22 protein-coding genes and 1 tRNA gene are annotated in these 26469 nt (G+C 67.1%); 13 read left to right on the top strand and 10 right to left on the bottom strand.

Annotation, left to right across the window (positions count from 1 at the left end; all coding sequences use genetic code 11):
• Positions 1–198: 198 nt before the first annotated feature.
• From DI041_RS15975 to DI041_RS15965, 3 genes are all read left to right on the top strand, one after another.
• Positions 199–966: a hypothetical protein gene (locus tag DI041_RS15975; RefSeq protein WP_136639714.1), complete on the top strand. Its 768-nt coding sequence runs from the start codon at positions 199–201 to the stop codon at positions 964–966.
• A 187-nt stretch (positions 967–1153) separates the two neighbouring features.
• Positions 1154–2092: a 2-dehydropantoate 2-reductase gene (gene panE, locus DI041_RS15970; protein ID WP_136639713.1), complete on the top strand. Its 939-nt coding sequence runs from the start codon at positions 1154–1156 to the stop codon at positions 2090–2092.
• A 50-nt stretch (positions 2093–2142) separates the two neighbouring features.
• On the top strand, positions 2143–3012 hold the full coding sequence (locus tag DI041_RS15965) for a Rossmann-fold NAD(P)-binding domain-containing protein (RefSeq protein WP_211195221.1): 870 nt from the start codon (positions 2143–2145) through the stop codon (positions 3010–3012).
• A gap of 49 nt (positions 3013–3061) precedes the next feature.
• Here the strand turns inward: DI041_RS15965 and DI041_RS15960 are convergent, their stop codons facing one another.
• Complete coding sequence (locus DI041_RS15960; protein ID WP_136639711.1) at positions 3062–3859, bottom strand: TatD family hydrolase; 798 nt, start codon at positions 3857–3859, stop codon at positions 3062–3064.
• Positions 3860–3926: 67 nt separating this feature from the next.
• Here DI041_RS15960 and hrpB point away from each other — a divergent pair, with 67 nt between their 5' ends.
• Together hrpB and DI041_RS15950 are read left to right on the top strand one after the other, a co-directional pair.
• Positions 3927–6431: an ATP-dependent helicase HrpB gene (gene hrpB / locus DI041_RS15955; RefSeq protein WP_136639710.1), complete on the top strand. Its 2505-nt coding sequence runs from the start codon at positions 3927–3929 to the stop codon at positions 6429–6431.
• Between the two features lie 187 nt (positions 6432–6618).
• On the top strand, positions 6619–6993 hold the full coding sequence (locus tag DI041_RS15950) for a hypothetical protein (RefSeq protein WP_006401326.1): 375 nt from the start codon (positions 6619–6621) through the stop codon (positions 6991–6993).
• A gap of 93 nt (positions 6994–7086) precedes the next feature.
• Here DI041_RS15950 and DI041_RS15945 read toward each other — a convergent pair whose 3' ends face one another.
• From DI041_RS15945 to DI041_RS15935, 3 genes are all read right to left on the bottom strand, one after another.
• Complete coding sequence (locus DI041_RS15945) at positions 7087–7626, bottom strand: pseudouridine synthase (protein WP_046983506.1); 540 nt, start codon at positions 7624–7626, stop codon at positions 7087–7089.
• Positions 7627–7814: 188 nt separating this feature from the next.
• Complete coding sequence (locus DI041_RS15940) at positions 7815–8135, bottom strand: hypothetical protein (protein WP_248298505.1); 321 nt, start codon at positions 8133–8135, stop codon at positions 7815–7817.
• 76 nt (positions 8136–8211) lie between these two features.
• Entirely contained in the window at positions 8212–9069 is an 858-nt protein-coding gene (locus DI041_RS15935) for a class I SAM-dependent methyltransferase (RefSeq protein ID WP_136639709.1), read from the bottom strand.
• Between the two features lie 169 nt (positions 9070–9238).
• Between DI041_RS15935 and DI041_RS15930 the strand changes: the two genes are divergently transcribed.
• The 4 genes from DI041_RS15930 (at position 9239) to DI041_RS15915 (ending at position 13671) form a co-directional block, all read left to right on the top strand.
• Positions 9239–10195, top strand: coding sequence for an aldo/keto reductase (locus DI041_RS15930; RefSeq protein WP_136639708.1), 957 nt, complete (start codon positions 9239–9241; stop codon positions 10193–10195).
• Between the two features lie 648 nt (positions 10196–10843).
• Positions 10844–10914, top strand: a tRNA-Gln gene (locus DI041_RS15925).
• A 355-nt stretch (positions 10915–11269) separates the two neighbouring features.
• Positions 11270–12394, top strand: a complete 1125-nt coding sequence (locus DI041_RS15920; RefSeq protein WP_136639707.1) for a slipin family protein — start codon at positions 11270–11272, stop codon at positions 12392–12394.
• A gap of 56 nt (positions 12395–12450) precedes the next feature.
• A complete protein-coding gene (locus DI041_RS15915) occupies positions 12451–13671 on the top strand; it encodes an RtcB family protein (protein WP_136639706.1) in 1221 nt (406 codons plus the stop codon).
• A gap of 159 nt (positions 13672–13830) precedes the next feature.
• On the opposite strand, the gene DI041_RS15910 is transcribed toward DI041_RS15915, so the two are convergent.
• Together DI041_RS15910 and DI041_RS15905 are read right to left on the bottom strand one after the other, a co-directional pair.
• Complete coding sequence (locus DI041_RS15910) at positions 13831–14736, bottom strand: NAD(P)/FAD-dependent oxidoreductase (protein ID WP_046983501.1); 906 nt, start codon at positions 14734–14736, stop codon at positions 13831–13833.
• Entirely contained in the window at positions 14726–15181 is a 456-nt protein-coding gene (locus tag DI041_RS15905; protein ID WP_136639705.1) for an Rrf2 family transcriptional regulator, read from the bottom strand. Before DI041_RS15905 ends, DI041_RS15910 begins: the two co-directional genes overlap by 11 nt.
• Before the next feature lie 183 nt (positions 15182–15364).
• Here DI041_RS15905 and DI041_RS15900 point away from each other — a divergent pair, with 183 nt between their 5' ends.
• Positions 15365–17485: a methyl-accepting chemotaxis protein gene (locus DI041_RS15900; protein WP_136639704.1), complete on the top strand. Its 2121-nt coding sequence runs from the start codon at positions 15365–15367 to the stop codon at positions 17483–17485.
• A gap of 84 nt (positions 17486–17569) precedes the next feature.
• On the opposite strand, the gene DI041_RS15895 is transcribed toward DI041_RS15900, so the two are convergent.
• On the bottom strand, positions 17570–18472 hold the full coding sequence (locus DI041_RS15895; RefSeq protein WP_006401534.1) for a LysR family transcriptional regulator: 903 nt from the start codon (positions 18470–18472) through the stop codon (positions 17570–17572).
• Positions 18473–18579: 107 nt separating this feature from the next.
• On the opposite strand from DI041_RS15895, the gene DI041_RS15890 reads away from it, so the two are divergent.
• On the top strand, positions 18580–19794 hold the full coding sequence (locus tag DI041_RS15890) for an MFS transporter (RefSeq protein WP_136639703.1): 1215 nt from the start codon (positions 18580–18582) through the stop codon (positions 19792–19794).
• Positions 19795–19882: 88 nt separating this feature from the next.
• Positions 19883–20692: a 2,5-didehydrogluconate reductase DkgB gene (gene dkgB / locus DI041_RS15885; RefSeq protein ID WP_136639702.1), complete on the top strand. Its 810-nt coding sequence runs from the start codon at positions 19883–19885 to the stop codon at positions 20690–20692.
• Between the two features lie 119 nt (positions 20693–20811).
• On the opposite strand, the gene DI041_RS15880 is transcribed toward dkgB, so the two are convergent.
• Positions 20812–21513 carry an alpha/beta fold hydrolase gene (locus DI041_RS15880; protein WP_136639701.1) on the bottom strand — a complete coding sequence of 234 codons (702 nt, stop codon included), beginning with the start codon at positions 21511–21513 and terminating at the stop codon, positions 20812–20814.
• 98 nt (positions 21514–21611) lie between these two features.
• Here DI041_RS15880 and DI041_RS15875 point away from each other — a divergent pair, with 98 nt between their 5' ends.
• On the top strand, positions 21612–21992 hold the full coding sequence (locus DI041_RS15875; protein ID WP_136639700.1) for a YbjQ family protein: 381 nt from the start codon (positions 21612–21614) through the stop codon (positions 21990–21992).
• Between the two features lie 42 nt (positions 21993–22034).
• Here DI041_RS15875 and DI041_RS15870 read toward each other — a convergent pair whose 3' ends face one another.
• Entirely contained in the window at positions 22035–24761 is a 2727-nt protein-coding gene (locus DI041_RS15870) for a bifunctional acetate--CoA ligase family protein/GNAT family N-acetyltransferase (protein ID WP_136639699.1), read from the bottom strand.
• Positions 24762–24909: 148 nt separating this feature from the next.
• On the bottom strand, positions 24910–26280 hold the full coding sequence (gene mgtE / locus DI041_RS15865) for a magnesium transporter (protein ID WP_136639698.1): 1371 nt from the start codon (positions 26278–26280) through the stop codon (positions 24910–24912).
• Positions 26281–26469: the final 189 nt, after the last annotated feature.

Genomic DNA, 26469 nt, shown 5'->3' with positions numbered 1-26469 from the left:
TAGGCTGGTGCCCCGCACCCAGGCGGCTCACGCCCCCGCAACCGGCCCCACCCCGCCCTCGACAGGTTCCCGCTGCTGTTGGTGGGTGTCGACCTTGGTCGACACGGTAGATCCACGCCATGCGTGGATGAAGCGTTCCCTGTAGAGCCAAGCCGATGCTTGGCTCTTTTCGTTTCGGATTGCGGCTAGGCTGTGGCGATGAAGATCATTTCCATTCCGTTGGACAAGGCCGTATCGGAGGGTCTGATCGATGCCTTCAGCCATGTCCTGCTGAGCGATTCGCCCACGCTGGATGAGGTGCTGGATTGCCTGGCCTCGCTGCACATGGCCGATCCCCGCCATCGCTACCTGTGCACGCTCGACGATGTCGGCCAGTGCCGCTACACCAGCATGCATGCGTCCGATGACGAGCGCATCGCGCTGTACGAGGACGAAGACCCGGCAACGCCGGAAGATGCGTTGGCGGCACGCGAGCGGTTGCTGGCGCATGTGGTCGCGCAGCTTGAGCATTCCACGCATCGGTTGGAGTGGACAGCGCTGGCCGGCACGTTGATGTGCAGCAACGAGGACACCGAGGCGCTGGTCGCTGCCAATGCGACACCGGATCTCATCATCGATGACGTGGTCTGCGTGCAGCAGGTGCCCGTGACCCGTGATGACCTGCTGATCGCCGCCCTGCCCAACGGCTACTTCAGCGCGGACTGGGACATCTTCCAGAACCACGCCCTCATACGACATCTGCAGGAGCACTACGACTACCGCCTGTTCGGACTCGGCGCATCGTGGCTCGGCTTCCAGCGCAACAGTGCACCGTCGCCTGCAGAGGCGAGCGCGTTGGTCGCGGACCTGCAGCGCGTCTACGCGGCCGGAACGCACGGCACGTGGTCAGAACTGGCTGCAACGCTGGCCAACCGCACCACGCTTCTATTGGGTTACACCGAAGACTTCAGCGAACAGCTGCCCTGAGCACCGCTCTACACGAGCTCGCGCAGCGAGCGACCCGCTTCCGCTCTTGATCTGCTTCCCGTGGTGGCCGCGCCCAACCAACCCCAATGAACAGTGCTTTCTGCGAACCACCACGAGGGGCACCGCAGCTGGCCGCAATCTCCGGCACAATCGCACTCCTGATTCCCCAGAAAACGGTGAACGTGCAATGCGCATCCTGATCCTTGGCGCCGGCGGTACCGGCGGTTACTTCGGTGGTCGCCTGGCCCAGGCCGGCGTGGACGTGACCTTCCTCGTGCGCCCCGCACGCGCCGCCCAGCTGGACCGTGACGGCCTGGTCATCCGTAGCCCGCTCGGCGATGCCAGCTTCCCGGTACAGCACGTCACCGCCGATGCCCTGCCCGCGCTTGCCGCACAGAAGCCGTTCGACCTGGTCATCCTCAGCTGCAAGGCCTACGACCTGGACAGCTCGATCGATGCTATCGCGCCGGCAGTCGGTGCGAACACCACCGTACTGCCGATCCTCAACGGCCTGCATCACTACAACGCGCTCGATGCGCGCTTCGGCCGCGAAGCGGTGCTCGGTGGCCTGTGCTTCATCAGCGCCACCAAGGCACCCGACGGCGCCGTGCTGCATCTGGGCAAGCCGGCCAAGCTCACCTTCGGCGAGCGCGACGGCGGTGTGATCTCCACGCGCGTGCGCGCCTTCGCCGCCGCCTGTGCGCAGGCCAACCTGGACCACCTGGCCAGCGAACACATTGGGCAGGAGCAGTGGATCAAGTACACCTTCCTGACTGCGCTGGCCGCCGCTACCTGCCTGCTGCGTGCGGATATCGGAACCATCGTCGCCACCGATGATGGCGAAGCGATCGTGCGCGGCCTGTACGACGAATGCCTGGCCGTGGCCGAAGCTGCCGGTGAGCCGATTCCCGTTGCCGCGCAGGACACCGCGCGCGGGACCCTGACCCAGGCCGGTTCAGCGTTGAAGGCCTCGATGCTGCGCGATCTGGAGGCCGGCCAGCAGGTGGAGGCCGCGCAGATTGTCGGCGACATGCTGGCGCGTGCGCGCAAGGCCGACCAGGAAGGCCTGCTGCTGCAGGTCGCCTACAGCAGCCTGCAGGCCTACCAGGCACTGCGCGGCGCGTGAGCGATACGACGCAGGCCAACGCCCTGCCCGCGCGGGTGTTGATCCTCGGCATGGGCTGGAGCGGGTGCGTGCTGGCCACGCATCTGCGGGTGCTGGGCGTACACGTGGTCGGCACGGTGCGCGACCCGGCGTCGGCACCGCACGATGGCCTGCTGCGCCATCAGCTACGCGCCGACGCCACGCCATCGACGGCCCTGCTCGATGAGATCGCGCAGGCCGAGGCCGTGCTATGCAGCGTGCCGCCCGATGCCGAGGGTGACCCGGCACTGCGTCTGTTGCTGCCCGCGCTGCAGGCCAGCCCGGCATTGCGCTGGGTGGGCTATCTGTCGTCCACGTCGGTATATGCCGATCGGGCCGGCGGCTGGGTCGACGAGCGCAGTGCAGTCGATGCCACTGAAGCAGCCGGCGTGATGCGCCTGCGGGCCGAAGCGCAATGGCGTGCGCTTCCTGAAGAACGCGGCATCGCATCGGCAGTGTTCCGCCTGCCCGGCCTGTACGGGCCGGGGCGCAATGCGCTGCTGCAGCTGGCACAGGGACGTGCGCGCCACGTAGTGCGTCCTGGGCTGGTATTCAACCGGCTGCACGTGGACGACCTGGCAACGGTCGTTATCGCATCGATGCGGCGGCCGTGCGTGGATGGGCTGTATCTGCCGGCCGATGACGAGCCGGCACCGTCGCAGGAGGTACTGGCCTTCGCCGCGCAGCTGGGCGGCTTTGCGATGCCACCTGCAGTGGCATGGGACGACCCTGCACTGAGCCCGACGCTGCGACGCTTCTACGAGAGCAACAAGCGCATCGACAGTCGCGGCACGCGTGAAGCGCTGGGGTGGGAGCCGAGGTTCCCGACGTATCGGGAAGGATTGGAAGATCTGGTCGCTGCGCTCGCTGGGCATGGCCCAGCGCTACCACCGCTTCCGTAGAGTCGAGCTTGCTCGACTCTACGACGCAGGGTCGCCGCGACGAAGGGAATCAAGCCGCGTCGGGCAGGCGGAAGAACGCACGCGTCGCTGCAGTCGCATTGGCCGCCGTCACCGCCACGTCTTCGCCCCGGTCGCGCGCCAGCTCTTCCACGATGTGCGAGAGGAACATCGGTTCGTTGCGACGGTCCTTCGGCATCGGCTTCAACGTGCGCGGCAGCAGGTACGGTGCGTCGGTCTCGATCATCAACCTGTTGGCCGGGATGTTCTTCACCAGTTCGCGCAGGTGCGCGCCACGGCGTTCGTCGCACAACCAGCCGGTAATGCCGATGTACCAATCCTGGTCCAGGTAGTCGAACAGCTCGTCGCGTTCGCCGGTGAAGCAGTGCACCACCGCAGGGCCGATGCGACCCTCGAAGTTCTTCATCTGTGCCATGAAGTCAGCATGCGCGTCGCGCTGGTGCAGGAACAGCGGCTTGCCATTGTCCGCGGCCAGCTGCAGCTGGCGCTCGAATGCACGGTGCTGGGCCGGGCGCGGCGAGAAGTCACGGAAGTAGTCCAGCCCGCACTCGCCCACTGCTACCACCTCCGGGTGAGCATGCAGCGCGCGCATCTCGGCATCGCATTCCTCGGTGTATTCCACCGCGTGATGCGGGTGCACGCCCGCGGTGGCGTACAGGAAGCCGGGGTGCTGCTGCGCCAGTTGCACGGCCAGCGGCGAGTGCTCGCGGCTGGCGCCGGTGATGACCATCTGCACCACGCCGGCCTGCCGTGCGCGGTCCAGCACGGCATCGCGGTCACGGTCGAAGGAGTCGTGGGTCAGGTTGGCGCCGATATCGATCAGTTGCATGGTCATCGCGGGGGAAAAGTGCCCGCGCATTGTACCTGCGGCTGCCGTGGCCCTTTATCCTTTACACATGAACGCCCCGCTCTTCCCGATTTCCCCGCTGTTGCCGCAGATCCAGCAGCACCTGGCCACACACCCGCGGCTGGTGCTGGAGGCCCCGCCCGGCGCCGGCAAGACCACCCAGGTGCCACTGGCCCTGCTCGATGCGCCGTGGCTGCAGGACCGGAAGATCATCATGCTGGAACCGCGCCGGGTGGCAGCGCGCAGCGCCGCACTGTTCATGGCGCGGCAGCTGGGCGAAGAGGTGGGCGGCACCGTCGGTTACCGCATCCGCTTCGAGAACAAGGTCTCCGCGCGTACGCGGATTGAAGTCGTCACCGAGGGCATCCTGACCCGCATGCTGCAGGACGACCCGATGCTGGAAACGGTCGGCGCGATCCTGTTCGATGAATTCCACGAACGCCACCTCAGTGGCGACCTCGGCCTGGCCCTGGCGCTGGACGTGCAGGCGCAGCTACGCGAGGACCTGCGCCTGGTGGTGATGTCGGCCACGCTGGATGGCGAGCGCCTTGCCCGCTTCCTTGATGCGCCGCGCCTGAGCAGCGAAGGCCGCAGCTACCCGGTGGCGGTCAGTCACTTCCCGGCGCGCCGCGATGAAGCGCTGGAACTGCAGGTGCGCCGCGCGGTGCAACAGGCATTGGCCGAGCACCCGGGTGACCTGCTGGTATTCCTGCCCGGCCAGCGCGAGATCGCGCGGGTGCAGGCCGGGCTGCAGGAATCGCTGGATGCCGGCGTGGAAGTGCTGGCTCTGCACGGTGAGCTGCCAGTGGAACAGCAGGCGCGGGTGTTGCAGGCGTCCAGTGATGGCCGCCGCCGCGTGGTGCTGGCCACCAACGTCGCCGAGTCCTCGGTAACGCTGCCAGGCGTGCGCGTGGTGATCGACAGCGGCCAGGCACGCGAGCCGCGCTACGACCCCAACAGCGGCTTCACCCGGCTGGACGTGGTGGCCATCGCGCAGGCATCGGCCGACCAGCGCGCGGGCCGCGCCGGCCGTGTCGCCGAGGGCGTGGCGTGGCGGCTGTGGCCGCAGTCGCAGCGGCTGGAACCACAGCGTCGCGCCGAGATCGATCAGGTGGAACTGGCCGGGCTGGCGCTGGAACTGGCGGCCTGGGGCAGCAGCGACCTGCGATTCCTCGATCCGCCACCGGCGGGCCCGATGGGCGCGGCACGCGAACTGCTGCAGCGGCTCGGCGCGCTGTCCAGCAGCGGCGCGATCACCGCACTCGGCCGGCGCGTGCTGGCGCTGGGTACGCATCCGCGGATGGCGGCGATGCTGCTGGCGGCGCCCGATGCACGTGCGCAAGCCCTGGCCGCCGACCTGGCCGCCTTACTGGAGGCGCGCGATCCGCTGCGCCAGGGCGGTGACGCGCTGGCGGCGCGCTGGCGTGCGCTGGCGGCGTTCCGCAATGGCCGCGCACCGGGCGACGCCAACCGCAGCGGTCTGGCCGCGATTGATGCCGCCGCCAAACAGTGGCGACGTCGCCTGCGCTGCGATGCCGCACCGCCGGCCAGCATCGAAGCCCATGAACTCGGTGACCTGCTCGCACACGCCTTCCCCGACCGCATCGGTTTCCAGCACCCCAGCGACCCACTGCGCTACCTGCTGGCCAATGGCCGCAGCACGCGCCTGCACGAATTGAGTGACCTGCGCGGCGAGCCGTGGCTTGTGGCCAGTGAACTGCGCTTCGAGGCACGCGACGCCCTGCTGCTGCGTGCAGCACCGGTGGACGAAGGCCAGCTGCGCAAGTCGTGGCCGGAACGCTTCGTCAGCGAGGATGTGGTGCGCTGGGACAGCGAGCGTCGCGCGCTCGTCGCGCTGCGTGAAACCCGTTTCGACCGCATCGTGCTGGACAGCCGCTCGGCCGGCCGGGTTGATCCACAGCACGCCGCGCAGGCGCTGACCGACGCGGTGGCCGAACTCGGCCTGCAGGCGTTGCCGTGGACCGAAGGCCTGCGCCAATGGCAGGCGCGGGTGGAGTCGCTGCGGCGCTGGATGCCGGAACTGGATCTGCCTGACTGCAGCGATGTGGCCCTGCTGGCCAACCGTGCGCAGTGGCTGCAGCCTGCGTTCGCCGGCAAGACACGGTTGGATGCGCTGGACGAAGCCAGCTTCGGCGAGGCGCTGAAGTCGCCGCTGGAATGGTCGCAGCGGCAGCTGGTCGAACGTCATGCGCCCACCCGCATCACCGTGCCGTCCGGACTGGAGCGGCCAATCACCTATGCGCTGGACAGCGAGAGCGGCGAACCGCTGCAGCCGGTGCTGGCGGTGAAACTGCAGGAACTGTTCGGCCTGGCCGACACCCCGCGCATTGCCGATGGCCGCGTGCCGCTCACCCTGCACCTGCTGTCGCCCGGCGGGCGGCCGTTGCAGGTCACCCAGGATCTGCGCAACTTCTGGGAAAACACCTACGCCGAGGTGAAGAAGGAAATGAAGGGCCGCTACCCGCGCCATCCGTGGCCGGATGATCCGTGGACGGCGACGGCCACCCATCGGGCCAAGCCGCGCGGCACCTGATTGCTGGGGTCGGATCCCTTTGCAGCGCAAAGGGCTCTGACCCCGTCTCCAGGGAAAGCGCTCCAACCCCACCCTGCCTGATCCTGAATGGCTGCGGTAGAGTCACACCACGTGCGACCCCGACTGACATACCGTTTACGGGCAACGCGCGACACTGGACTTCGACCCGAGGCAAAGGACCCCCCGCATGAGCAAGCTGACCGTAATCACCGACCGCGCTTTGGAGCGCGCCCTGGAGCTGGCCCACACCGCCGGCGACGGCCTCAAGAGCGCCGGTGGCAGCCTGCGCAGTGCCGACTGGATCAAGACCGGTGCCGCCATTGGCGCGGTGAAGACTGGCGGCAAGGCCGCGACCAGGTTCGCGCGCCGCAACCCGGCAGTCGCCGTGGCTGCCGCAGCCGTTGGCGTCGGCCTGCTTGGCTATGCGCTATACCGCAAGCAGCAGAAGAAGAAGGCCGCGCAGGGCCATGTGGTGAACGGCCAGGCCCAGCGCATCAATGCGCGCGACCGCCGCAATGACACCGTGGTCGACGAGCACAGCGACATCGGCAGCGATGCCTGAGTCTGCGGGGGTCAGAGCTCTTCCTGCGGAAGGGATCTGACCCCACCAGCTACGAGAGGGCCGGGTACCGGAAAGTACCCGGCCCTTTCTGCATCAGCCGATCTGCCGCCACTGCCCCGGCTGCAGGTCGTCCAGCCGGTACGGCCCCATCGACGCGCGTACCAGCCGCAGCGTCGGCAGGTTCACCGCCGCGGTCATCCGCCGCACCTGCCGGTTGCGGCCCTCGCGGATCGTGATCGCCAGCCAGCTGTCGGGTACGGTCTTGCGGAAGCGAACCGGCGGATCACGCGTCCACAGCGATGGCGCCGGATCGAGGCGCTCGATCTTCGCCGGTAGGGTCGGCCCGTCATTGAGCACCACGCCCGTACGCAGCTGCTGCAGCTGTTCGTCGCTGGGCATGCCTTCCACCTGCACCCAGTAGGTCTTGTCGGCCTTGTGCTTCGGGTCGGTCAGTTTGTGCGCCAGCGTGCCGTTGTCGGTCAACAGCAGCAGCCCTTCGCTGTCATGGTCCAGGCGCCCGGCGGCATACACGCGCGGCGGCAGGCCGAACCCGGCCAGCGTCGGTCGCGGCGGCACGCTGCGGTCGGTGAACTGGCAGAGCACGTTGAACGGCTTGTTGAAGGCAATCAGCATTGCGGGCACGGCGGGTGGCGGGTGGGGCATTGTCCCACGCCGCGCCACGCGCCACTCAGCTGTAGAGCCGAAGGCAGCAGCAGGAGCCGCTGCCAACGTCGCGCGCGAGGGCACGAAGGGTGCCAGTCAGGACGGCCGGCATAGCCCATGCTCGGCTGCTCTTTCCTGCCGCCGCGATTACGGCAGGCTCAGCCGAGGACCTTCCACTCCAGCAGGAACGAGCCCAGCACCAGTGCGATACCGCACGCCGCTATGACATTGGCCCGGCGCCGCAGGCGAGCTGGTGGCTGACTTGCGCTGCGTGCACGTTCATCCAGCAGGATGCCGGCGAACAGCACTGCAAAACCAACAGCCCCGACCAGGTCATGGGTGTGACCGCCGTAGAACATGAAATCGATCAGCCGCGTCAGCACCAGCACCGCAACGGCGATGTATAGAACCTTCTTCAACAGTCCATGTCCTTGCATACGATTGAATTCCGACGCATGGCCGGCCTTGGGACCAGCCATGCGCCGCACTACGCGCGATGAGCCGAGCATGGGCTCGGCTCCACAGAGTCAACTTGCGCCAGCCCGGCACCAGCCCTTACGGCTTGATGAAGCGCAGGGTCATGCGGTCGCTTTCGCCGATTGCCTGGTACTTCGCATCATCGGCCTTGTCGTGCTGGTTGGTCGGCGGCAGCGTCCACACGCCGTTCGGGTGGTCCTTGGTGTCACGCGGGTTGGCGTTGACCTCGCTGCGCGCGTCCAGCTTGAAGCCGGCAGCCTCGGCCATCGCGATCACCTGCTGCTGGCCGACATAGCCGGTGTCATCGTCGTCGGCCACATCGGCCCTGGCGCGATGCTCGACCACTCCGAGCACGCCACCCGGCTTGAGCACGTTGAAGAAGCCCTGGAACATGCCCTGCGCCTGGCCGGCCTTGCGCCAGTTGTGCACGTTGCGGAAGGTCAGCACCACGTCAGCTGAACCGGCCGGGCCGAACACCGGCTTGGCCGGATCGTAGGCGACCACGGCGGTCTTGCCGAACTGTGCCGGTGCACCGGCGTACTTCTTTTCCAGGCTGTCGCGGCTGCGCTGCTGGTAGTCACGGCCGCGGCCTTCGGCAACAGCCATCGGGTCGACCACGGCAGCGACGTAATGGCCCTTGTCACGCAGCAACGGCGCCAGGATCTCCGAGTACCAGCCGTTGCCCGGGGTGATCTCGATGACGGTCTTTTCCGGCGCCACCTTGAAGAACGACAGCGTCTGCGCCGGATGACGATAGCCATCGCGCTTGACGTTGTTGGCATCACGGGTCGACGCCTTCACCGCCGCATCGATGGCCGGTGACACCTGGATCTTCGCCGGCGCCACCGTGGCCGGTGCGGCGAACGTGGGAACAGCGGCAAGCAGGGCCGAAGCAAGCAGCAGGCGGCAACCACGCAGGGAAGAGGCAGCAATCATCAGGGCGACTCCAGCGGAAGATGCGGCGAGACTAGCAGCCGCGGCGTCCCAGGTGTTCACAAAACGTTAGCTGCGTACGCATCGCGGAACACTGTTTTGTGGTTGCCGCCGCAGCACGGTCACACAACGCGTTCTATTCTGGAGCACTTCCCCCAAGGAGTCCGTGCCCATGACGGCAACCCGCGAACTGGGCCGTTCCGGCCTGCATGTACGTCCGCTCGCCTTCGGTGGCAATGTGTTCGGCTGGAGCGCCGATGAAAAGGCCAGCTTCGCCCTGCTCGATGCCTTCGTCGACGCCGGCTTCAACCTGGTCGACACCGCCGATGTGTATTCGGCCTGGGTCCCGGGCAATGCCGGCGGCGAATCGGAAACGCTGATCGGCAAGTGGTTTGCCCGCAGCGGCAAGCGCGACAAGGTGGTGCTGGCGACCAAGGTGGCCAAGTGGGCCGAGCGCCCCGGCCTGACCCCGGACAACATCAATGCGGCGGTCGAGGATTCGCTGCGCCGCCTGCAGACCGACGTGATCGATCTGTACCAGGCCCACGAGGATGACGAGTCGACGCCGCTGGAAGCGACCCTGGCCGCGTTCGGCCGCCTGATCGAAGCCGGCAAGGTACGTGCGATCGGTGCCTCCAACTACAGCGCCACGCGCCTGGCCGATGCGCTGAAGGTGTCCACCGACTACAAGCTGCCGCGTTACGAAACCCTGCAGCCCGAATACAACCTGTACGACCGCGCCGGCTACGAGACCGAACTGGAACCGCTGGTGCAGCGCGAGCAGATCGGCGTGATCGGCTACTACGCGCTGGCCAGTGGCTTCCTCAGCGGCAAATACCGCACGCCGGCCGATGCGGCCAAGAGCCCGGCGCGTGGCGAGACCGTGGTGAAGCGCTATCTGAACCCGCGTGGCCTGCGCATCCTGCAGGCACTGGATGACGTGGCCAGCAAGCACAGCGCCAGTACCGCGCAGATCGCATTGGCATGGCAGATCGCACGACCGTCGATCACTGCGCCGATCGTCAGCGCCACCAGCGTCGAGCAGTTGCACGATCTGCTGGCGGCGGCCAACGTGTCGCTGAGCGTGCAGGATGTCGCGCAGCTGGATGCCGCCAGCACGGAAGCTTGAGACACGGTAGTGCCGGCCGCTGGCCGACATGACACGCGCACCGAAGAAAATAATTGAACAAAATGGTTGCGCACGACTAAATCGTGGTTTATCGTGCGCACCTCGTTTCAACAACCACTGGAAACTTCCCTTGAACGCGCATTCCGTCGCCATCGCCAAACTGCTGCCATGCCTGCGCATGGACGTGCTGGCGCGCGCGTTCGGCAAGGAAGTCCAGCTGACAACGGCCTGATACCCGCCCTGCGGAGATCGGCCACCCCGATCTCCGAGGCCTGACGACGCCCTCGGAACGCAAGTCCCGGGGGCGTTTTCGTTTGCGTCGGCACAAGGACCCGCGATGCCAGAACTGCACCCCGCGCGGCAACCCGCCGCTCACTGACCCAGATTTTCCCGCCCCGCCGAAGTATTTACTTCGCGCGAGTGGCGACGCCTGGACATTATCTGCATCGCTCCCAAACATTATCGCTCGCGATAATGTCGGTGGTCTGCACCCTCGATTCTCCAACGGTCCCGTTTCCACCACGGGCTGGTGCGCGCGGCGTTGCCGTGGCGTATGCCGGAGGTCGCGGACATGCCATCGCCTGGATCGCCTGCTGGAGGCAGGCACCGGTTCGCCGGTACGTGGTTCGATTCCGCGCGGTCCCCAACTGGATAGCTCAGTAGGGTAGAGCAACGGATCCTGATTCCGTCTGTCGTGGGTTCGATTCCCACTCCAACCACATGACCTCTCGCGTCATGACTTGAAGCAACACCCGGGGCGCAAGCCCCAGCGGCCATCGTCGCCGTCCACGGACATCGCCTTCGGGCAGGAACGTGGAAGGCAACGGACCGCACGCCGGGCCCCGGCCCGCCGCCACTGCCAGCCACGTTCCGCACCGGTGCTGCCTGCCGGGAATGACGGTGGCAGCAGTGCCGGTGCACCGAAGGCTCCGCGTGCGGACCGTCCGCCGATGGCCGCCCTCTTCCGCCAGCTGCACAAGGTGTGCAGCCAGCCCTGCCACGACCTGATCGACCCGGGTCATGGCATTCATTCCATCGGGTCGAACCACCAGAGCCATACAAGGAGAGACTCCCATGTTCTGGACCATCAAGGTCGTGATCGGCGACGGCGAGCGCGGCCTGGTGTATCGCAACCGTCGTTTCCAGCAGATCCTGCTGCCGGGCGTGCACCGCCTGTCGCCGTTCGGCGGCCGCCCGCACGTGGACATCCTCACTGCATCGAAGGGCGCGGCCTACACCGGCAGCGACCAGGACAGCCTGATCGAGGCGCTGGGCGCACGGCTGGACACGCACTTCGTGCTGGCCAACGTCGGCGCCGACGAGGTCGGCCTGTTGCTGCGCAACGGCCGCATCGACGAGGTGCTGCCGCCGGGCAGCCGCCGTCTGTACTGGCGCGGTTCGGTCGACACCCGGGTGCGCGTGCTGGCGCTGGGTGACGAGCCGTACGTGCCGGTGGACGTGCAGCAGCGCCTGGGCCAGCTGGGCGTGCTGCCGCGTGTCGCGGTGATCAGCACGGTGCCGAGCGAGTCGGTCGGCCTGCTGTTCATCGATGGCACGCTGCGGCAGACGCTGGGCGCCGGCCTGCACGCGTTCTGGAACTTCAACGGCAACGTGTCGGTGGAGTGTGTGGAGCTGCGTGCGCGTTCGCTGGACGTGTCCGGCCAGGAACTGCTCAGCCGCGACAAGGTGACCCTACGGGTGAACCTGGCCGCGACCGTGCAGGTGGTCGACCCGGTGCGTGCACACCGCACGCTCAGCAATGCCGATGAGTTCATCTATCGGCAGCTGCAGTTCGGCCTGCGCCAGGCGATCGCCGCGCGCAGCCTGGACGAGCTGCTCGGTGACAAGGCGGCGCTGGACGGCGAGATCGCCGCGCATGTGCAGGCCGCGATCGAGGGCTACGGTGTACGCCTGCTCGGCGTCGGCATCAAGGACGTGATCCTGCCGGGCGAGATGAAGGAGATCCTCAACGGCGTGGTGCTGGCCGAGAAGCAGGCCCAGGCCAGCGTGATCCGTCGCCGCGAGGAGGCCAACGCCACGCGATCGCAGCTCAACACCGCAAAGCTGATCGAGGACAACCCGGTGCTGATGCGCTTGAAGGAGCTGGAGGCACTGGAGAAGGTCACCGAGAAGATCGACAAGCTCACCGTGTTCGGCGGCCTGGATGGCGTGCTGAAGCAACTGGTGACGATCAGGTAGGGGGTAGCGGCGGCGCAGGGACGCGCCGCCGGCCCATCAAGGACAAACACGAAGACATGGACACTCAACACAACTATCAATGGCTGCACGCCGAGGGCACCACGCCGATCAAGGGCTGGGTCAACGGTGTGCCGCTGGAAGCGCAGGCGCATGAGCAGCTGCGCAACATCGCCGCGATCCCGTTCGTCGGGCCGTGGGTGGCAGTGATGCCGGACGTGCACCTGGGCAAGGGCGCCACCGTGGGCTCGGTGATCCCGACCCAGGGCGCGATCATCCCGGCTGCGGTCGGCGTCGACATCGGCTGCGGCATGGCCGCGGTGCGCACTACGTTGCGCGCCAACGATCTGCCTGATGACCTGCGGCAGCTGCGCAACAGCATCGAGCGCAGCATTCCGGTCGGCAACGGCCGTGGCGGCGAGCACCACCGCATGCCCGACAGCATCCACACCCGGCTGGTGCAGTCCGGGCTGGCCGCCGGCCTGGAGAAGATCAAGGACAAGCACCGCAGGATCCGCACCGACAAGCTCGACCGCCAGCTGGGTACGCTGGGCGGTGGCAATCACTTCATCGAACTGTGCCTGGATGAAACAGACACAGTGTGGGTGATGCTGCACAGCGGTTCGCGCGGCACCGGCAACCTGATCGGCACCTACTTCATCGAGAAGGCGCGCGAAGAGCTTGCACGCCGTGTGCTCGGCTTCCACCTGCCGGACAAGGACCTGGCGTTCTTCATGGAGGGCGAGCCGCTGTTCGATGACTACGTCGAGGCGGTGTCGTGGGCGCAGGACTACGCCCGGCAGAACCGCGAGGCAATGATGTCGCGGGTGCTGGGCGAGATGCGCCACCGGCTGCCGAAGTTCCAGCTGGCGGCGATGGCGGTGAACTGCCACCACAACTACGTGCAGAAGGAGACGCACCACGGCCAGGAGCTGCTGGTGACGCGCAAGGGCGCGGTCAGTGCCCGCGAGGGCGAGTTGGGCATCATTCCCGGCAGCATGGGCACGCGCAGCTACATCGTGCGTGGCAAGGGCAACGCGGACAGCTTCCACAGCTGCAGCCACGGTGCCGGCCGGGTAATGAGCCGTGGCGCTGCGCGCCAGCAGATCACGCTGGCCCAGCACCGCGAGGCCACCGCGCATGTGGAATGCCGCAAGGACAGCGGCGTGCTGGATGAGTCGCCGGCCGCGTACAAGTCGATCGACGATGTAATGGCCGCACAGCTGGACCTGGTCGACGTGCTGCACACCCTGCGCCAGGTGCTGTGCGTGAAGGGATGATGGAACGGTGCCGGCCTCGGCCGGCACCTGCTCGACGGGCACGGGCGAATGGATGCCCGGGATCCGTAGCGTCGAGCTTGCTCGACTGCCTTGCAGTAGATCCACGCCATGCGTGGATGCAAAGGCGCCGACCAAGGTCGGCGGCTACCAGTGCTGCGGTCAGCGCGGCACGCTGTCCTCGGCCACCAGCGCATGATGCACGCCGATCCCCGCGCGCACGCCCTCGGCAGCGGCCAACGTGATGTTGCCAACGGTGGTTGCATCGCCTGCGGCATATACGTTCGGCACCGAGGTCTGCTTCATCATGTCGACCTCGATCAACACGCCCAGCGGGCTCTCGACCAATGTGCAGCCGAGCTGCTGCACCAGCGGCATGGCCATCGCCTGGGTAGCAGGCACGAACAACGCACGCTGTGCGATACGGCGGCCGTCAGCCAGCTCCACTTCCAGCCAGGTCGGTTGGTCGCCGTGTACGCCCAGCACCGGCGAGGTCTCGATCCGCACACCGCGCTGCTGCATGGCGGCGTGTTCCTCATCGCTGATCGGCAGGCCCTGGCTGAAGAAGGTGACATTGCCCCAGTCGGCAAACAGCGGCGCCTTGCTGGCCGACATCGGATGGCCGCCAAGGAGGCCGATGGCACCACCACCGACTTCGTAGCCGTGGCAGTACGGGCAGTGCAGCACGGTGCTGCCCCAGCGCTCGGCCAGGCCGGGCAGCTCCGGCAGCTGGTCGACGATGCCGCTGGCCAGCAGCAGCTTGCGCGCGGCCAACACCTGGCCATCGGCGGTACGCACTTCCACGCCTTCGGCGGTGGTGCGGGCGTGCTCCACTTCGGCATGCATCCAGCGCACCGTGGGGTAGTCGAGCAACTGCTGGCGCGCGGTCTTCAGCAGCTCTGCACCACTGATGCCATCCAGCCCCAACACGCCGTGCGAATGGCTGGCGGAGCGATTGCGCGGCAAACCGGCGTCGATGATCGTGACCGGGCGACGCGCGCGCGCCAGGATCAGGCCGGCGGCGATGCCTGCGTAGCTGCCGCCGACGATGAGCACGTCAGGATTCATGGTGAGCTTCCAGGGAGCGGTGATGGGCAAGATGACGGGCGAAGTCGGCGCCGAGCTGGTCCAGCGTGGTTGCCTGCAGCCGCGCTTCGAGCAGGCGCTGCGCCTCGCGTGCACCCTCGAGCAGGGCGCTGTTGACCAGCTGCTGGATCGGGCAGCCACCGCCGGAATCGCGGGCGCCGACCTGCACCAGCGGTGGTGCGCCCACGGCCAGATAGATGTCATGCAGGGTGATCGTTGCGGCATCGCGGGCCAGCTGGCTGCCGCCCCCATGACCGCGGGTGCTGCGCACCAGGCCGGCCTTGTGCAGCTGCGCCATCAGACGACGGATCACCACCGGGTGGGTCGGCAGGCACGACGCCAGCTGTTCGGACGTGCGCGGCGCGGTGTGGCCGACCAGATGCGCCATCACGTGCAGAGCGTCGGAAAGCGGGTTCGCGGATTTCATGTAACAACAATAGTTACATTTAATTCCCCTGTCGAGAGTCTGCTTTCGTTCCATCTGGACACATCTGTCCTATGAAATAGTTTCTTCACATCACTAAACGAAACGCGAATGTGATGAACATCCCACTTCAGGGCGTGCGCAGCGGGTCGATACCGCAGTGCCCCTTCCCGAGAGTGCTTCCCCATGAATGCGTCTGTCCGTGCTCCGCGCCTGCAGTCCAAGCTGCTCGGCGCGGTTTCCGTTGGTCTGGCCGTGGTCCTCCTGTGTGCTCTGGCCGGCCTCGCCTCCGCCTGGTTGAAACTGTCCACCGAGGTTCCGCCCGAAGTCGCCCACAGCCGCGACGCCGAGCGCCTGCAGCGCGAGTTCCGCGGGCAGGTGCAGGAATGGAAGAACGTACTGCTGCGCGGTCACGACGACGCACTGCGCCAGCGCCACCTGGAGGCGTTCGACAGCGAGGGCCGTCTGGTGGAGCAGCTGGCCAAGGGCCTGGTCAGCAGCCCGGATGCACGCACGCGCGAACTGGCTCAGGCGTTCATCGGCCTGCACGCGCGGCTGCAGCAGGACTATCACGCGGCGCTGCAGGCGTTCGCCGAGGCCAGCTACGATCCCGCCGCCGGCGACAACCTCGTGCGCGGCAAGGACCGCCCGGTGGCAACCGCGCTGGATGCGTTGAGTACGCACGCCACGCAGGTGGCCGAAGCGGCGGTAGCAGCCCGTTCGCAGCAAGCGCGGCAGACGCTGCTGCTGTGCGCGGCGCTGACCGTGCTGGCCGCCGTGCTTCTGCTGATCGGCCTGGGCTGGTGGCTGCGGCGTGCGGTGGTGCAGCCGGTACTGGCGGTGGAAGCCGCCGCGCGCGCAGTAGCTGCCGGTGATCTGCAGCATGTTGTGCAGGTGCGCAGCCGCGATGAGATCGGTCGGCTCGCGCAGGCCATGCAGGCCGTGCAGTCCACGCTGCGCGGTGTGCTCGATGCACAGGCCACGATGGCACAGGCGCATGAAGCCGGCACCATCAGCCACCGCATGGATGCCAGTGCCTTCCCCGGCGCATTCGGCACGATGGTGGCCGACAGCAACGCGCTGGTCGATGCGCACATCCAGGTAAAGCTGCGCGCGATTGCGATCATGGGCCGTTACGCGATCGGTGACCTCAGCCAGGACATGGAACGCCTGCCCGGCGAGAAGGCAGTGATCACCGACGCACTGGATACCGCCAAGGTCAATCTCGGCATGATCAATGGCGAGATCCGCCGCCTGGCCGAAGCCGCTGCCATGGGTGACTTCAGCCAGCGTGGCGACAGCGCGCGCTTCGAGCATGACTTCCGCGCGATGGTCGACGGCTTGAACCGATTGATGCAGGCGACCGAACTGAACCTCGGCGAGGTCTCCAGCATGCTGCGCGCGATTGCCGATGGTCGCCTCGGCGCGCGCATGCACGGCGATTTCCAGGGCGTGTTCGCGCGCATCGCCGGCGATGCCAACACCACTGCCGCGCAGCTGGCGACCATCGTCACCGACATCAAGCACGCCTCCGGCAACATCCACACCGCGGCGGCGGAGATCGCCGCCGGCAACAACGATCTGTCACGCCGCACCGAACAGCAGGCGGCCAATCTGGAAGAGACCGCCGCGTCGATGGAAGAACTGACCTCCACCGTGCGCCAGAACGCCGAACATGCGCGCCAGGCCAACCAGCTGGCGATCGGCGCGCATACGGTCGCCTCGCACGGCGGCAGCGTGGTCGGCCAGGTGGTGACGACGATGGGCGCGATCGAAACCTCGTCGCGGCAGATCGCCGAGATCATCAGCGTGATCGATGGCATCGCGTTCCAGACCAACATCCTGGCGTTGAACGCGGCAGTGGAAGCAGCGCGGGCCGGCGAGCAGGGCCGCGGCTTCGCGGTGGTTGCCAGTGAAGTGCGCACGCTGGCGCAGCGCTCGGCGGCGGCCGCGAAGGAGATCAAGGCGTTGATCGAAGCGTCGGTGGAACAGGTCGGGCACGGTGCACAGCGCGTGCGCGAGGCCGGTGACACCATGGCCGAGATCGTGGCGTCGGTGCAGCGTGTGACCGACATCATGGCCGAGATTTCCGCTGCCTCGCAGGAGCAGAGCGCGGGCATCGAACAGGTCAGCCAGACGGTGATCCAGATGGATGGCACCACCCAGCAGAACGCCGCGCTGGTGGAGGAAGCCAGCGCTGCGGCACGCAGCCTGGAACAACAGGCGAACCGGTTGATCGACGCGGTGGATGTGTTCGATCTGTCGACTACGGCGGCAGCGAAGGACGCGTTGGCGCGCGCGGCCTGAGGGATCCGGTTGCCGGCCAGCGGCCGGCACTACCCGTGCGATGAGCGGTAGTGCCGGCCGCTGGCCGGCAACCCCACCACGACTTCAGCGCACGTAATCGCTCTGCGCCATCGCGTCGGCCAGGTAATCCACGAACGAGCTGATCCGCGACGATACGGCGGTGTTGCGGTAGTACACCGCATGGATCGGCTGGTACACATCCAGCGTCTGCGCCGCCAGCACCTGCACCAGGGTGCCGGCGCTGCGGTCACGATCGGTGACGAAGTCGGACAGGCAGGTGATGCCCACACCTTCCACCGCCAGCCGGCGCAACGTCTCGCCGCTGGACACGGCGATATCCGGCCGCACCAGCAGCAGCCCATCCGATTCTCCGGGCAGCGGCCAACGGTTGAGTGATTCCGGCTCGTTGAAGCTGAGCAGCGTGTGCTGGCCCAGCGCGGCGACGCTGGCCGGTTCGCCGTGCCTGGCCAGGTAGGCCGGGCTGGCCACCAGCCGCAGCTGGCAGCGGCCCAGCAGCCGCGCATGCAGGGTGGAGTCGGCCAGCGGGCCGATCCGGATCGCCAGATCGGTGCGCCGTTCGAGCAGGTCGATGTAGCGGTCGGAACTGTTCAACTCCAGCTGCACTTCCGGGTAACGCGCGCGATAGCCGGCCACCAGCGGCGCGATCACGTGCAGCACGAACGGCATCGCCGCATCCACGCGCAGGCGCCCCGCCGGGCGCTCGCGGCGCGCCGCCATCTGTTCCTCGGCCGATTCCACCGCATCGATGATCGCGCGCGCATGGCGCAGGAACGCCTCGCCCTCGGCGGTCAGGTGCAGGCGGCGGGTGGTACGGGTCAGCAGGGTGATCCCCAACTTGTCCTCCAGCCGCCCCAGGGCGCGGCTCACGCCCGAGGGCGTCTGCCCCAGCTGCTCGGCGGCGGCACTGATCGAGCCGCTGTCGATCACCGAAAGGAACGCCTGCATTTCATCGAGAGTGGTCTTCATGTCCCTATTATTGACTGCACGGCAATAGTGATTGGCGTGAAGACCGGTTTTTCGGCAAAGGTCTGCGGCGCAGACTGCGCAGCCTCTTCCTCCTGCTGGACCCTGTCATGACCCGTGGCATTCCCCTCGCCCTGCTGGCGTTGACCCTCGGTGCCTTCGCCATCGGCACCACCGAATTCGTCATCGTCGGCCTGATCCCGACCATCGCCGGCGACCTGCAGGTCAGCCTGCCCTCGGCCGGCCTGCTGGTCTCGCTGTACGCGCTGGGTGTGGCCATCGGTGCGCCGGTGCTGACTGCGCTGACCGGACGCGTACCGCGCAAGCAACTGCTGGTGGCACTGATGGTGTTGTTCACGCTCGGCAATGTCGTCGCCTGGATGGCACCCGGCTATACCTCGCTGATCATCGCCCGCATCCTGACCGGCCTGGCGCACGGCGTGTTCTTCTCGATCGGCGCGATCATCGCCACCGCCGTGGTACCGAAGGAGAAGGCAGCCAGCGCGATCGCCATCATGTTCACCGGCCTGACCGTGGCACTGGTGACCGGCGTGCCGCTGGGCACCTTCATCGGCCAGCATCTGGGCTGGCGCGCGACCTTCCTGGCGGTGGCCGGCCTCGGCGTGGTCGCCCTTATCGGCGCGCTGTTGTTCGTTCCGCGCAACCTGCCGCAGAGTGCGCCGGCCAGCCTTCGCCAACAGCTGGCCGTGCTCGGCCAGCCGCGCCTGCTGCTGGTCTATGCGATGACCGCGCTGGGCTACGGTGGCACCTTCCTGGCCTTCACCTATCTGGCGCCGATCCTGCAGGACGTCACCGGCCTTCCGGCCAACGCCGTGAGCCTGGTGCTGCTGGTGTACGGCGTGTCGGTGGCGATCGGCAACCTGTGGGGCGGGCGCATGGCCGACCGCTTGGGTCCAGTGCCCGCGCTGAAGCGCATCTTCGGACTGCTGGCATTGGTGTTGTTCGTCCTCACGTTCACTGCCTACAACACCTGGTTGATGCTGCTGACGGTGCTGGCGCTGGGCGCGGTAGCGTTCGGCAACGTGCCCGGCCTGCAGGTCTACGTGGTCAAGCAGGCGCAGCGCTATGCGCCGCAGGCGGCCGACGTGGCCTCGGGCCTGAACATCGCCGCGTTCAACGTCGGCATCGCGATGGGCGCCTCGCTGGGCGGCCTGGTGGTGGAGCACATCGGCCTGATGCATACGCCCTGGCTGGGCGCGCTGGTGGTCGTACTGGCCTACGCGCTGACCGTGCTCAGTGGCCGCCTCGACCGCCGCGATGGCGTCGACCACCGCGCCGACGGTATTGCCGCCACCGCGCATTGATCCATGCAATGCACCGTTGCCGGCATGCATACGGTGCCTGTCCTACCCTCTTCCCTCTGCTACTCCCTTCCCCCCGTTGGAGCTTCCCATGACTGTCCCCGCTTTCGGTCTCGGCACCTTCCGCCTCAAAGACCAGACCGTGATCGACTCGGTGCGCAATGCGCTGGAGGTCGGTTACCGCGCCATTGATACCGCGCAGATCTACGGCAACGAAGCCGAAGTCGGCCAGGCCATCGCCGAGTCCGGCGTGCCGCGTGATGATCTGTACCTGACCACCAAGGTGTGGATCACCGAGTTCAAGCGCGATGCGCTGCTGGCCAGCCTGCGCATCAGCCTGGAGAAGCTGCGCACTGACCGCGTCGACCTGGCGCTGATCCACTGGCCGTCACCGAATGACAAGGTCGATGTGCCGATGGAGGAATACCTGCCAGCACTGGCCGAGGCCAAGGCGCAGGGGCTGACCAAGGCGATCGGCATCTCCAATTTCACCATCGCGCAGACCCGCAAGGCGATCGAGATCCTCGGTGCCGAAGCCATCGCCACCAACCAGATCGAGATCCACCCGTACCTGCAGAACCGCCTGCTGGTGAAGTTCCTGCAGGACAACGGCATCCACATCACCGCCTACATGAGCCTGGCTTATGGCGAAGTGCTGAAGGACCCGGTGATCCAGGCCATTGCCGGCCGTCACCAGGCCACCCCGGCGCAGGTTGCGCTGGCCTGGGCGCTGCAGCAGGGCTTCTCGGTGATCCCATCGTCGACCAAGCGCGAAAACCTGGCAGCCAACCTGGAAGCAGCGGCCGTGCGACTGACCGACGAAGACATGGCACAGATCGCCAAGCTGGATCGTGGCCATCGCCTGGCGAATCCGGAAGGGATTGCCCCGGCCTGGGATTGAGGCCAACCGCGGTTACGGATTGGAATCGGTAGGTGCCGACCTTGGTCGGCACTGACCTCTGATCGATCATTGAAACACCGTGCGGACCAAGGTCCGCACCCACCAGAAGCGGCTTTGGTCTACTCCTGTAGCAACCACTCGCGCATCGCTGCACTCACTTCATCTGGTTTCTCCATCGGTGCCAGGTGCCCGCAATCGGGCACCACCACCAGCTGCGAGTGCGGCACCATCGCATGCATCTCTTCGCTCACTACCAGCGGCGTGATGCGGTCATTCGCACCGCAGAGGATCAGCAGCGGATCGCGGTACCCGGCCAGCACATCGTGGCCATCACGGCGTTCCAGCGCACTCTGGCGCAGGAAGACTTCCGCGCCCATGCGGGCGGTCATATCACGCACACGCTGCACCAGCACGTAGTCGTCCAGCCGCGAGGCGTCGATGTAGCTGCGCATCAGCGCGTCACCGAAGCCGTGGAACTTCCCCGGCAGGCGCACGCTGGCACGTTGGCTGCGGCGCTGCTCGGCACGTTCCGGTGAATCGGCGTGGATCGAGGTGTCGATCAGCGCCAGCTGCAGCACACGTTCCGGAGCGATGCGCAGGACCTGCTGGGCGACGAAACCGCCCAGCGAGAAACCGGCCAGCGCAAAGCGCTCGGGCGCTTGCGCCAACACGTCCTCGGCCACTGCCTGCAGGGTTTCACCACGGGTCTGGTCGCCCACCGTGCATTCGGCGATGTCGGCCAAGTCGGCCAACTGCGCGCGCCACAGCTCGGCATCGTTGAGCAGGCCGGGTAGCAGCAACAGGGGGATACGGTCGGTCATGGGGGTATTGTCGCGCCATCACGGTGACGGAGCCATGCCGCAACGGATGATTGCGTTGTAGAGTCGGGCAAGCTCGATCCCACGATACGGACGCGACCATGGCAGACCCCTACAACAGCGGCACCCCCTCCCCGCCCGCGCTGCGCTTCGACGACTCGCTGGTCACCACCGCCTTCGAGCTGCCCGGCCATCGCGTCGTGCGCAATCTGGGCGTGGTGCGCGGCATCACCGTGCGCTCGCGTTCGATCGTCGGCAATTTCCTTGGTGGCATCCAGACGATCTTCGGCGGCAACATCACCATCTACACCGAACTGTGCGAACAGGCCCGCGAGGAAACCTACCGCGACATGGTCAAGCACGCGCGGCAGCTGGGCGCCAACGCGATCATCGGCATGCGCTACGACGCCACCGATGTGATGACCGGGCTGACCGAGGTGCTGTGCTATGGCACTGCGGTGGTGGTGGAACCGGTGCGTTGAATCCGATGTTCCGCCGGGCATGGCCCGGCGCTACCGTCACGGTCACGCCACCGGCGGGACGTCGGGGACTTCCACCTGCTGCACCGGCAGGGTCACCATCATCACCGTCGGGTCGTCCGGATCGAGTTTGGTCTTGAAGCCCAGGCTCTGGCACATCGCCAGCATGGTGCTGTTCTCGCGCAGCACCTGGCCTTCGACCACGTCCAGGCCCAGCCACTTGGCGTACTCGATCATGATCGCCATCAGGCGCCAGCCGATGCCGTGGCCTTTCAGGTCCGAGCGGACCAGGATGCCGTACTCGCCGCGGTGGTAGTCGGCGTCGGCATGCAGCCGCACCGCGCCCAGCATTTCGCCGCTGCGCGGTTCGATCGCCACCAGCGCGATCGAGCGTGCGTAGTCGAGCTGGGTCAGGCGCGCGATGAACTCGTGGCTGAAGTGCTTCACCGACTGGAAGAAACGCAGGCGCAGGTCCTCGTCGCTGACGCGGGCGAAGAACGCACGGAACAGCGCATCGTCTTCCGGCCGCACTGGGCGCACGAAGGCACGGCCACCGTCTGACAGCTCGATGGTGCGCTCCCACTCCTTCGGGTACGGGAACACCGAGAAGCGCGGATGGCCACGGCCCTTGTGCAGGATGCGCGACGGTGCCACCGCCACGCGGGCGTCGAGGGCGAGGATGCCCTTGCTGTCGACCAGCAGCGGGTTGATGTCCAGCGTACGCACTTCGGGGATGTCGGCGGCCAGCTGCGCCAGCTTCACCAGCGCCAGCGCCAGTGCGCGCTCATCGGCGGCGGGTACATCGCCATAGGCCTTGAGGATGCGCGAGGCGCGGGTCTGGCCGATCAGTTCATGGGCCAGGCGCAGGTCCAATGGCGGCAACGCCAGTGCCTTGTCGTTGATCACTTCGACCGCGGTACCACCACGACCGACCACGATTACCGGGCCGAACGTCGCGTCATCAGCGATACCGACGATGATCTCGCGCGCCTTCGGGCGAACGATGGTCGGCTGTACCAGCAGGCCATCGATGCGCGCATCCGGCCGCAGCTGGCGTGCGCGCGACAGGATCGTATGGGCCGCACTCTGCACCGCCGGCAGCGTCGCCAGGTTCAGGCGTACACCATCCACTTCGGACTTGTGCGGAATATCCGGCGACAGAATCTTCAGTGCGACCGTGGCACCGCGTTCCAGCAGCGGCTGTGCCAGGTCCATCGCCTCGTGCGCATCGCGTGCATGCATCACCGGCGCGGAAGGAATGCCGTAGGCCTTCAGCAGTTCATGCGTGGCCAGCGGGTCCAGCCACTGCTGGCCGTTGGCCAGCGCGGCATCAACCAGCGCGCGTGCGGCCGCCGCATCCACGCTGAAGTCCTGCGGCAGGCTGGGCGGTGTTTCCATCAGCGCGTTCTGCGCTTCGCGGTAACGCACCAGATGCTGGAAGCCACGTACTGCCTCCGCCTCGGTCGGATAGGTCGGCACCCGCGCCGCGTTGAGCGTGGCGGTTGCCTGGTCATCGTTGCCTAGCCACACAGCGAACACCGGCTTGTCGCGGTGTTGGCGCGGGCGCAGGCCCAGCGTGCGGGTCAGTGCTTGTGCGGCGTCGGCCGACGAGGTGAATGCGGTCGGCACATTGACCACCATCACCGCGTCGTTCTCGTTGTCGGCCAGCAGCGCTTCGATGGCCGCGGCATAGCGATCACCATCCGCGTCAACCACGATGTCGACCGGATTGCTGCGGGACCAGCCCTGCGGCAGCACCGCGTCGAGTTTCTTCACCGTGCTGTCAGACAGGTTGGCCAGCGTGCCACGCAATGCGATCAGCTGGTCCACGGCAAGGCGCCCAACGCCGCCACCGTTGCTGAGGATGGCCAAGCGGCGGCCCGGGAACGTCCCCAGCCGTCCCAGCGACTCGGCGGCGGTGAACAGCTCATCCAGCGCGCTCACGCGCAGCAGGCCGGCACGGTTGAACGCCGCTCCGTAGACATCGTCGGCACGGGCCAGCGCCTGCACATGGGTATCGCGGCTGCCCGGCTGCACACGCTCGGCGCGGCCGGACTTCACCACCACCACCGGCTTGGCACGAGCGGCGGCACGCGCAGCCGACATGAACTTGCGCGCGTCCTTGATCTGCTCCACGTAGAGCAGGATGGCGCGGGTACGGTAGTCGGTGGCGAAGTAATCGAGCAGGTCGCCGAAATCCACATCCAGTGTGTCGCCCAGCGAAACAACGGCGGAGAAGCCGACCGAACGCGCCACGCCCCATTCCACCAGCGCGGCGGCAATGGCCGAGGACTCGGAGATCAGGGCGAGGTCGCCGGCCTGCGGGAAATGCGCGGCGATGCTGGCATTGAGCCGTGCATGGGGAGCGATCACGCCCAGGCAGTGCGGGCCGAGGATGCGCAGGCCATGCTTGCGCGCGACCGCTTCAACCTGTGCCGACAACGAGCCCGGGCCTTCGCCGAGGTGCGCGGTCAGGATGATCGCCGACTGCACGCCGCGCTCGGCGGCGGTGCGTACCACCTGCGGCACGATCGCCGCCGGGGCGGTGATCACCACCAGCTCGGGCACCCAGTCCAGGTCCTTCAACCGCTTGACCGTGCGGATGCCATCGATCTCGGCGTGCCGCGGGTTGATCCACGCCACCTTGCCGGGGAAGCCGGTGCCGCGCAGGTTACGCATCACCGCGCGGCCGGCCGAGCGCTCACGTGGGCTGCCGCCGATCACCGCGACCGACTGCGGACGGAACACAGACTGCAGGTGGTAGGTACTCATGCGCCTACGGTACACGCACCGGCGCGCCAGGCGCATGATCCAGCGCAAGTCCGCCTGTCTCCGGGGTCGGATCCCTTCGCGCAGAGAAGGGCTCTGTCCCCTGCGTGCCCACCAAGGTCGGCACCTGCCAGAGCACGGTGGTTCCGGCCTACAGCAGCGTGCCGTGCAGGATCATCGCGGCGATGCTGAAATAGATCACCAGGCCGGTCACGTCCACCAGGGTGGCCACGAACGGGGCCGAGGCGCTTGCGGGATCGAAGCCCAGCCGCTTGAGGATGAAGGGCAGCATCGAGCCGGACAGCGAACCGAAGGTAACGATGCCGACCAGCGCGGCACCGATGGTGATCGCCAGCAGGATCCAGTGCTCGCCGTAGTCGTGCAGGCCACCCAGCTGCCAGATGACGATGCGTACGATGGCCAGGCAACCGAGGATGGCGCCGAGCACCATGCCGGTGGGCACTTCGCGCAGGGCCACCTTCCACCAGTCGCGCAGGCGCAGTTCGCGCAGCGCCAGGCTGCGGATCAGCAGCGAGGTGGCCTGCGAGCCGGAGTTGCCGCCCGAACTCATGATCAGCGGAATGAACAGGGTCAGCACCACCGCGCGCGCCAGTTCATCCTCGTAGTGCTGCATCGCGCTGGCGGTCAGCATCTCACCCAGGAACAGCACGCTCAGCCAGCCGGCGCGCTTGCGCAGCATCTCGAAGAAGCCGATCTGCATGTACGGCTTGTCCAGTGCTTCCATGCCGCCGAACTTGTGCGCGTCTTCGGTGGACTCTTCGATCAGCGCATCGAGCACGTCGTCTACGGTGACGATGCCAAGCATCTGCTGCTGCGCGTCGACCACCGGAATCGCCAGCAGATCGTGGCGGCGGATCAGCCGCGCCACTTCCTCCTGGTCCATCAGCGCATCCACCGTCACCGGCGGATTGACCTGGGCCACGTCCAGGATCGACTCCTCGGGCAGGCCGGTGATCAGCCGGCGCATGGTCACCACCTGCTGCAGTTGCTGGCTGGCCGGGTCCAGCACGTAGATCGCGTACACCGTCTCGCGAGTGCGCTCGACCTGGCGAATGTGCTGCAGAGTCTGCGCAACGGTCCAGCTGGCGGGTACCGCCACGTACTCGGTGGTCATCAGCGCGCCGGCGGTGTTCGGCGGGTAGCTGAGCAGCTTCTGGATGGCCTGGCGGGCATCGGTGCCGAGCAGCGGGATCAGCCGCGCGCGTTCTTCTTCGTCCAGCTCGTGGACGATGTCGGTGGCGCGGTCGTCGGCCATCAACCCCAGCAGCGCCGCGGCACGGGCCGGCGGCAGTGCCGCCACCAGCTCGCCACTGCGGTGCAGCTCCGGTGCTTCGAGCATCTTCACCGCACGCGGCAATGACAGCGCCGCCAGCGTTTCCGCGGCGCGGGTCAGTTCCAGCGTATTGAGGAATTCCACCGCGTCGGCGGTGTTGTAGTTCGCCAGGGGTGCGGCCAGTGCGGCGGCATCGGCCACCGGGCGCAGCAATTGCTTCTGGTTCATCGGATTGCCTTGTGGGGGTGCGACCTCGCGCAACGCCAACGCAGGCAAACCGTCCCGATGTCAGGCGGTGGCCATCACTGGCGTCGAACGAGGTCGACTTCTACTGTCGCTGGACATGGGTTGGGGACTCCGGGATGCGTGTGCTGGCAGACGCGCCGCCAGCGGCGGGCAGTCTGGACCCGGTGGCAT

It is taken from the genome of Stenotrophomonas maltophilia, from assembly GCF_004920835.1.
Classification (GTDB): Bacteria; Pseudomonadota; Gammaproteobacteria; order Xanthomonadales; family Xanthomonadaceae; genus Stenotrophomonas; species Stenotrophomonas maltophilia_AQ.
The sequence above is the reverse complement of the archived record's forward strand: the minus strand, read 5'-3'. Positions and strand labels throughout refer to the sequence as shown.

Bases quoted from the DNA above. Each gene is read 5' to 3' on its own strand.
- DI041_RS15975 (WP_136639714.1), top strand. From the start codon at position 199: ATGAAGATCATTTCCATTCCGTTGGACAAGGCCGTATCGGAGGGTCTG.
- panE (WP_136639713.1), top strand. From the start codon at position 1,154: ATGCGCATCCTGATCCTTGGCGCCGGCGGTACCGGCGGTTACTTCGGT.
- DI041_RS15965 (WP_211195221.1), top strand. From the start codon at position 2,143: ATGGGCTGGAGCGGGTGCGTGCTGGCCACGCATCTGCGGGTGCTGGGC.
- DI041_RS15960 (WP_136639711.1), bottom strand. From the start codon at position 3,859: ATGCAACTGATCGATATCGGCGCCAACCTGACCCACGACTCCTTCGAC.
- hrpB (WP_136639710.1), top strand. From the start codon at position 3,927: ATGAACGCCCCGCTCTTCCCGATTTCCCCGCTGTTGCCGCAGATCCAG.
- DI041_RS15950 (WP_006401326.1), top strand. From the start codon at position 6,619: ATGAGCAAGCTGACCGTAATCACCGACCGCGCTTTGGAGCGCGCCCTG.
- DI041_RS15945 (WP_046983506.1), bottom strand. From the start codon at position 7,626: ATGCTGATTGCCTTCAACAAGCCGTTCAACGTGCTCTGCCAGTTCACC.
- DI041_RS15940 (WP_248298505.1), bottom strand. From the start codon at position 8,135: ATGGCTGGTCCCAAGGCCGGCCATGCGTCGGAATTCAATCGTATGCAA.
- DI041_RS15935 (WP_136639709.1), bottom strand. From the start codon at position 9,069: ATGATTGCTGCCTCTTCCCTGCGTGGTTGCCGCCTGCTGCTTGCTTCG.
- DI041_RS15930 (WP_136639708.1), top strand. From the start codon at position 9,239: ATGACGGCAACCCGCGAACTGGGCCGTTCCGGCCTGCATGTACGTCCG.
- DI041_RS15920 (WP_136639707.1), top strand. From the start codon at position 11,270: ATGTTCTGGACCATCAAGGTCGTGATCGGCGACGGCGAGCGCGGCCTG.
- DI041_RS15915 (WP_136639706.1), top strand. From the start codon at position 12,451: ATGGACACTCAACACAACTATCAATGGCTGCACGCCGAGGGCACCACG.
- DI041_RS15910 (WP_046983501.1), bottom strand. From the start codon at position 14,736: ATGAATCCTGACGTGCTCATCGTCGGCGGCAGCTACGCAGGCATCGCC.
- DI041_RS15905 (WP_136639705.1), bottom strand. From the start codon at position 15,181: ATGAAATCCGCGAACCCGCTTTCCGACGCTCTGCACGTGATGGCGCAT.
- DI041_RS15900 (WP_136639704.1), top strand. From the start codon at position 15,365: ATGAATGCGTCTGTCCGTGCTCCGCGCCTGCAGTCCAAGCTGCTCGGC.
- DI041_RS15895 (WP_006401534.1), bottom strand. From the start codon at position 18,472: ATGAAGACCACTCTCGATGAAATGCAGGCGTTCCTTTCGGTGATCGAC.
- DI041_RS15890 (WP_136639703.1), top strand. From the start codon at position 18,580: ATGACCCGTGGCATTCCCCTCGCCCTGCTGGCGTTGACCCTCGGTGCC.
- dkgB (WP_136639702.1), top strand. From the start codon at position 19,883: ATGACTGTCCCCGCTTTCGGTCTCGGCACCTTCCGCCTCAAAGACCAG.
- DI041_RS15880 (WP_136639701.1), bottom strand. From the start codon at position 21,513: ATGACCGACCGTATCCCCCTGTTGCTGCTACCCGGCCTGCTCAACGAT.
- DI041_RS15875 (WP_136639700.1), top strand. From the start codon at position 21,612: ATGGCAGACCCCTACAACAGCGGCACCCCCTCCCCGCCCGCGCTGCGC.
- DI041_RS15870 (WP_136639699.1), bottom strand. From the start codon at position 24,761: ATGAGTACCTACCACCTGCAGTCTGTGTTCCGTCCGCAGTCGGTCGCG.
- mgtE (WP_136639698.1), bottom strand. From the start codon at position 26,280: ATGAACCAGAAGCAATTGCTGCGCCCGGTGGCCGATGCCGCCGCACTG.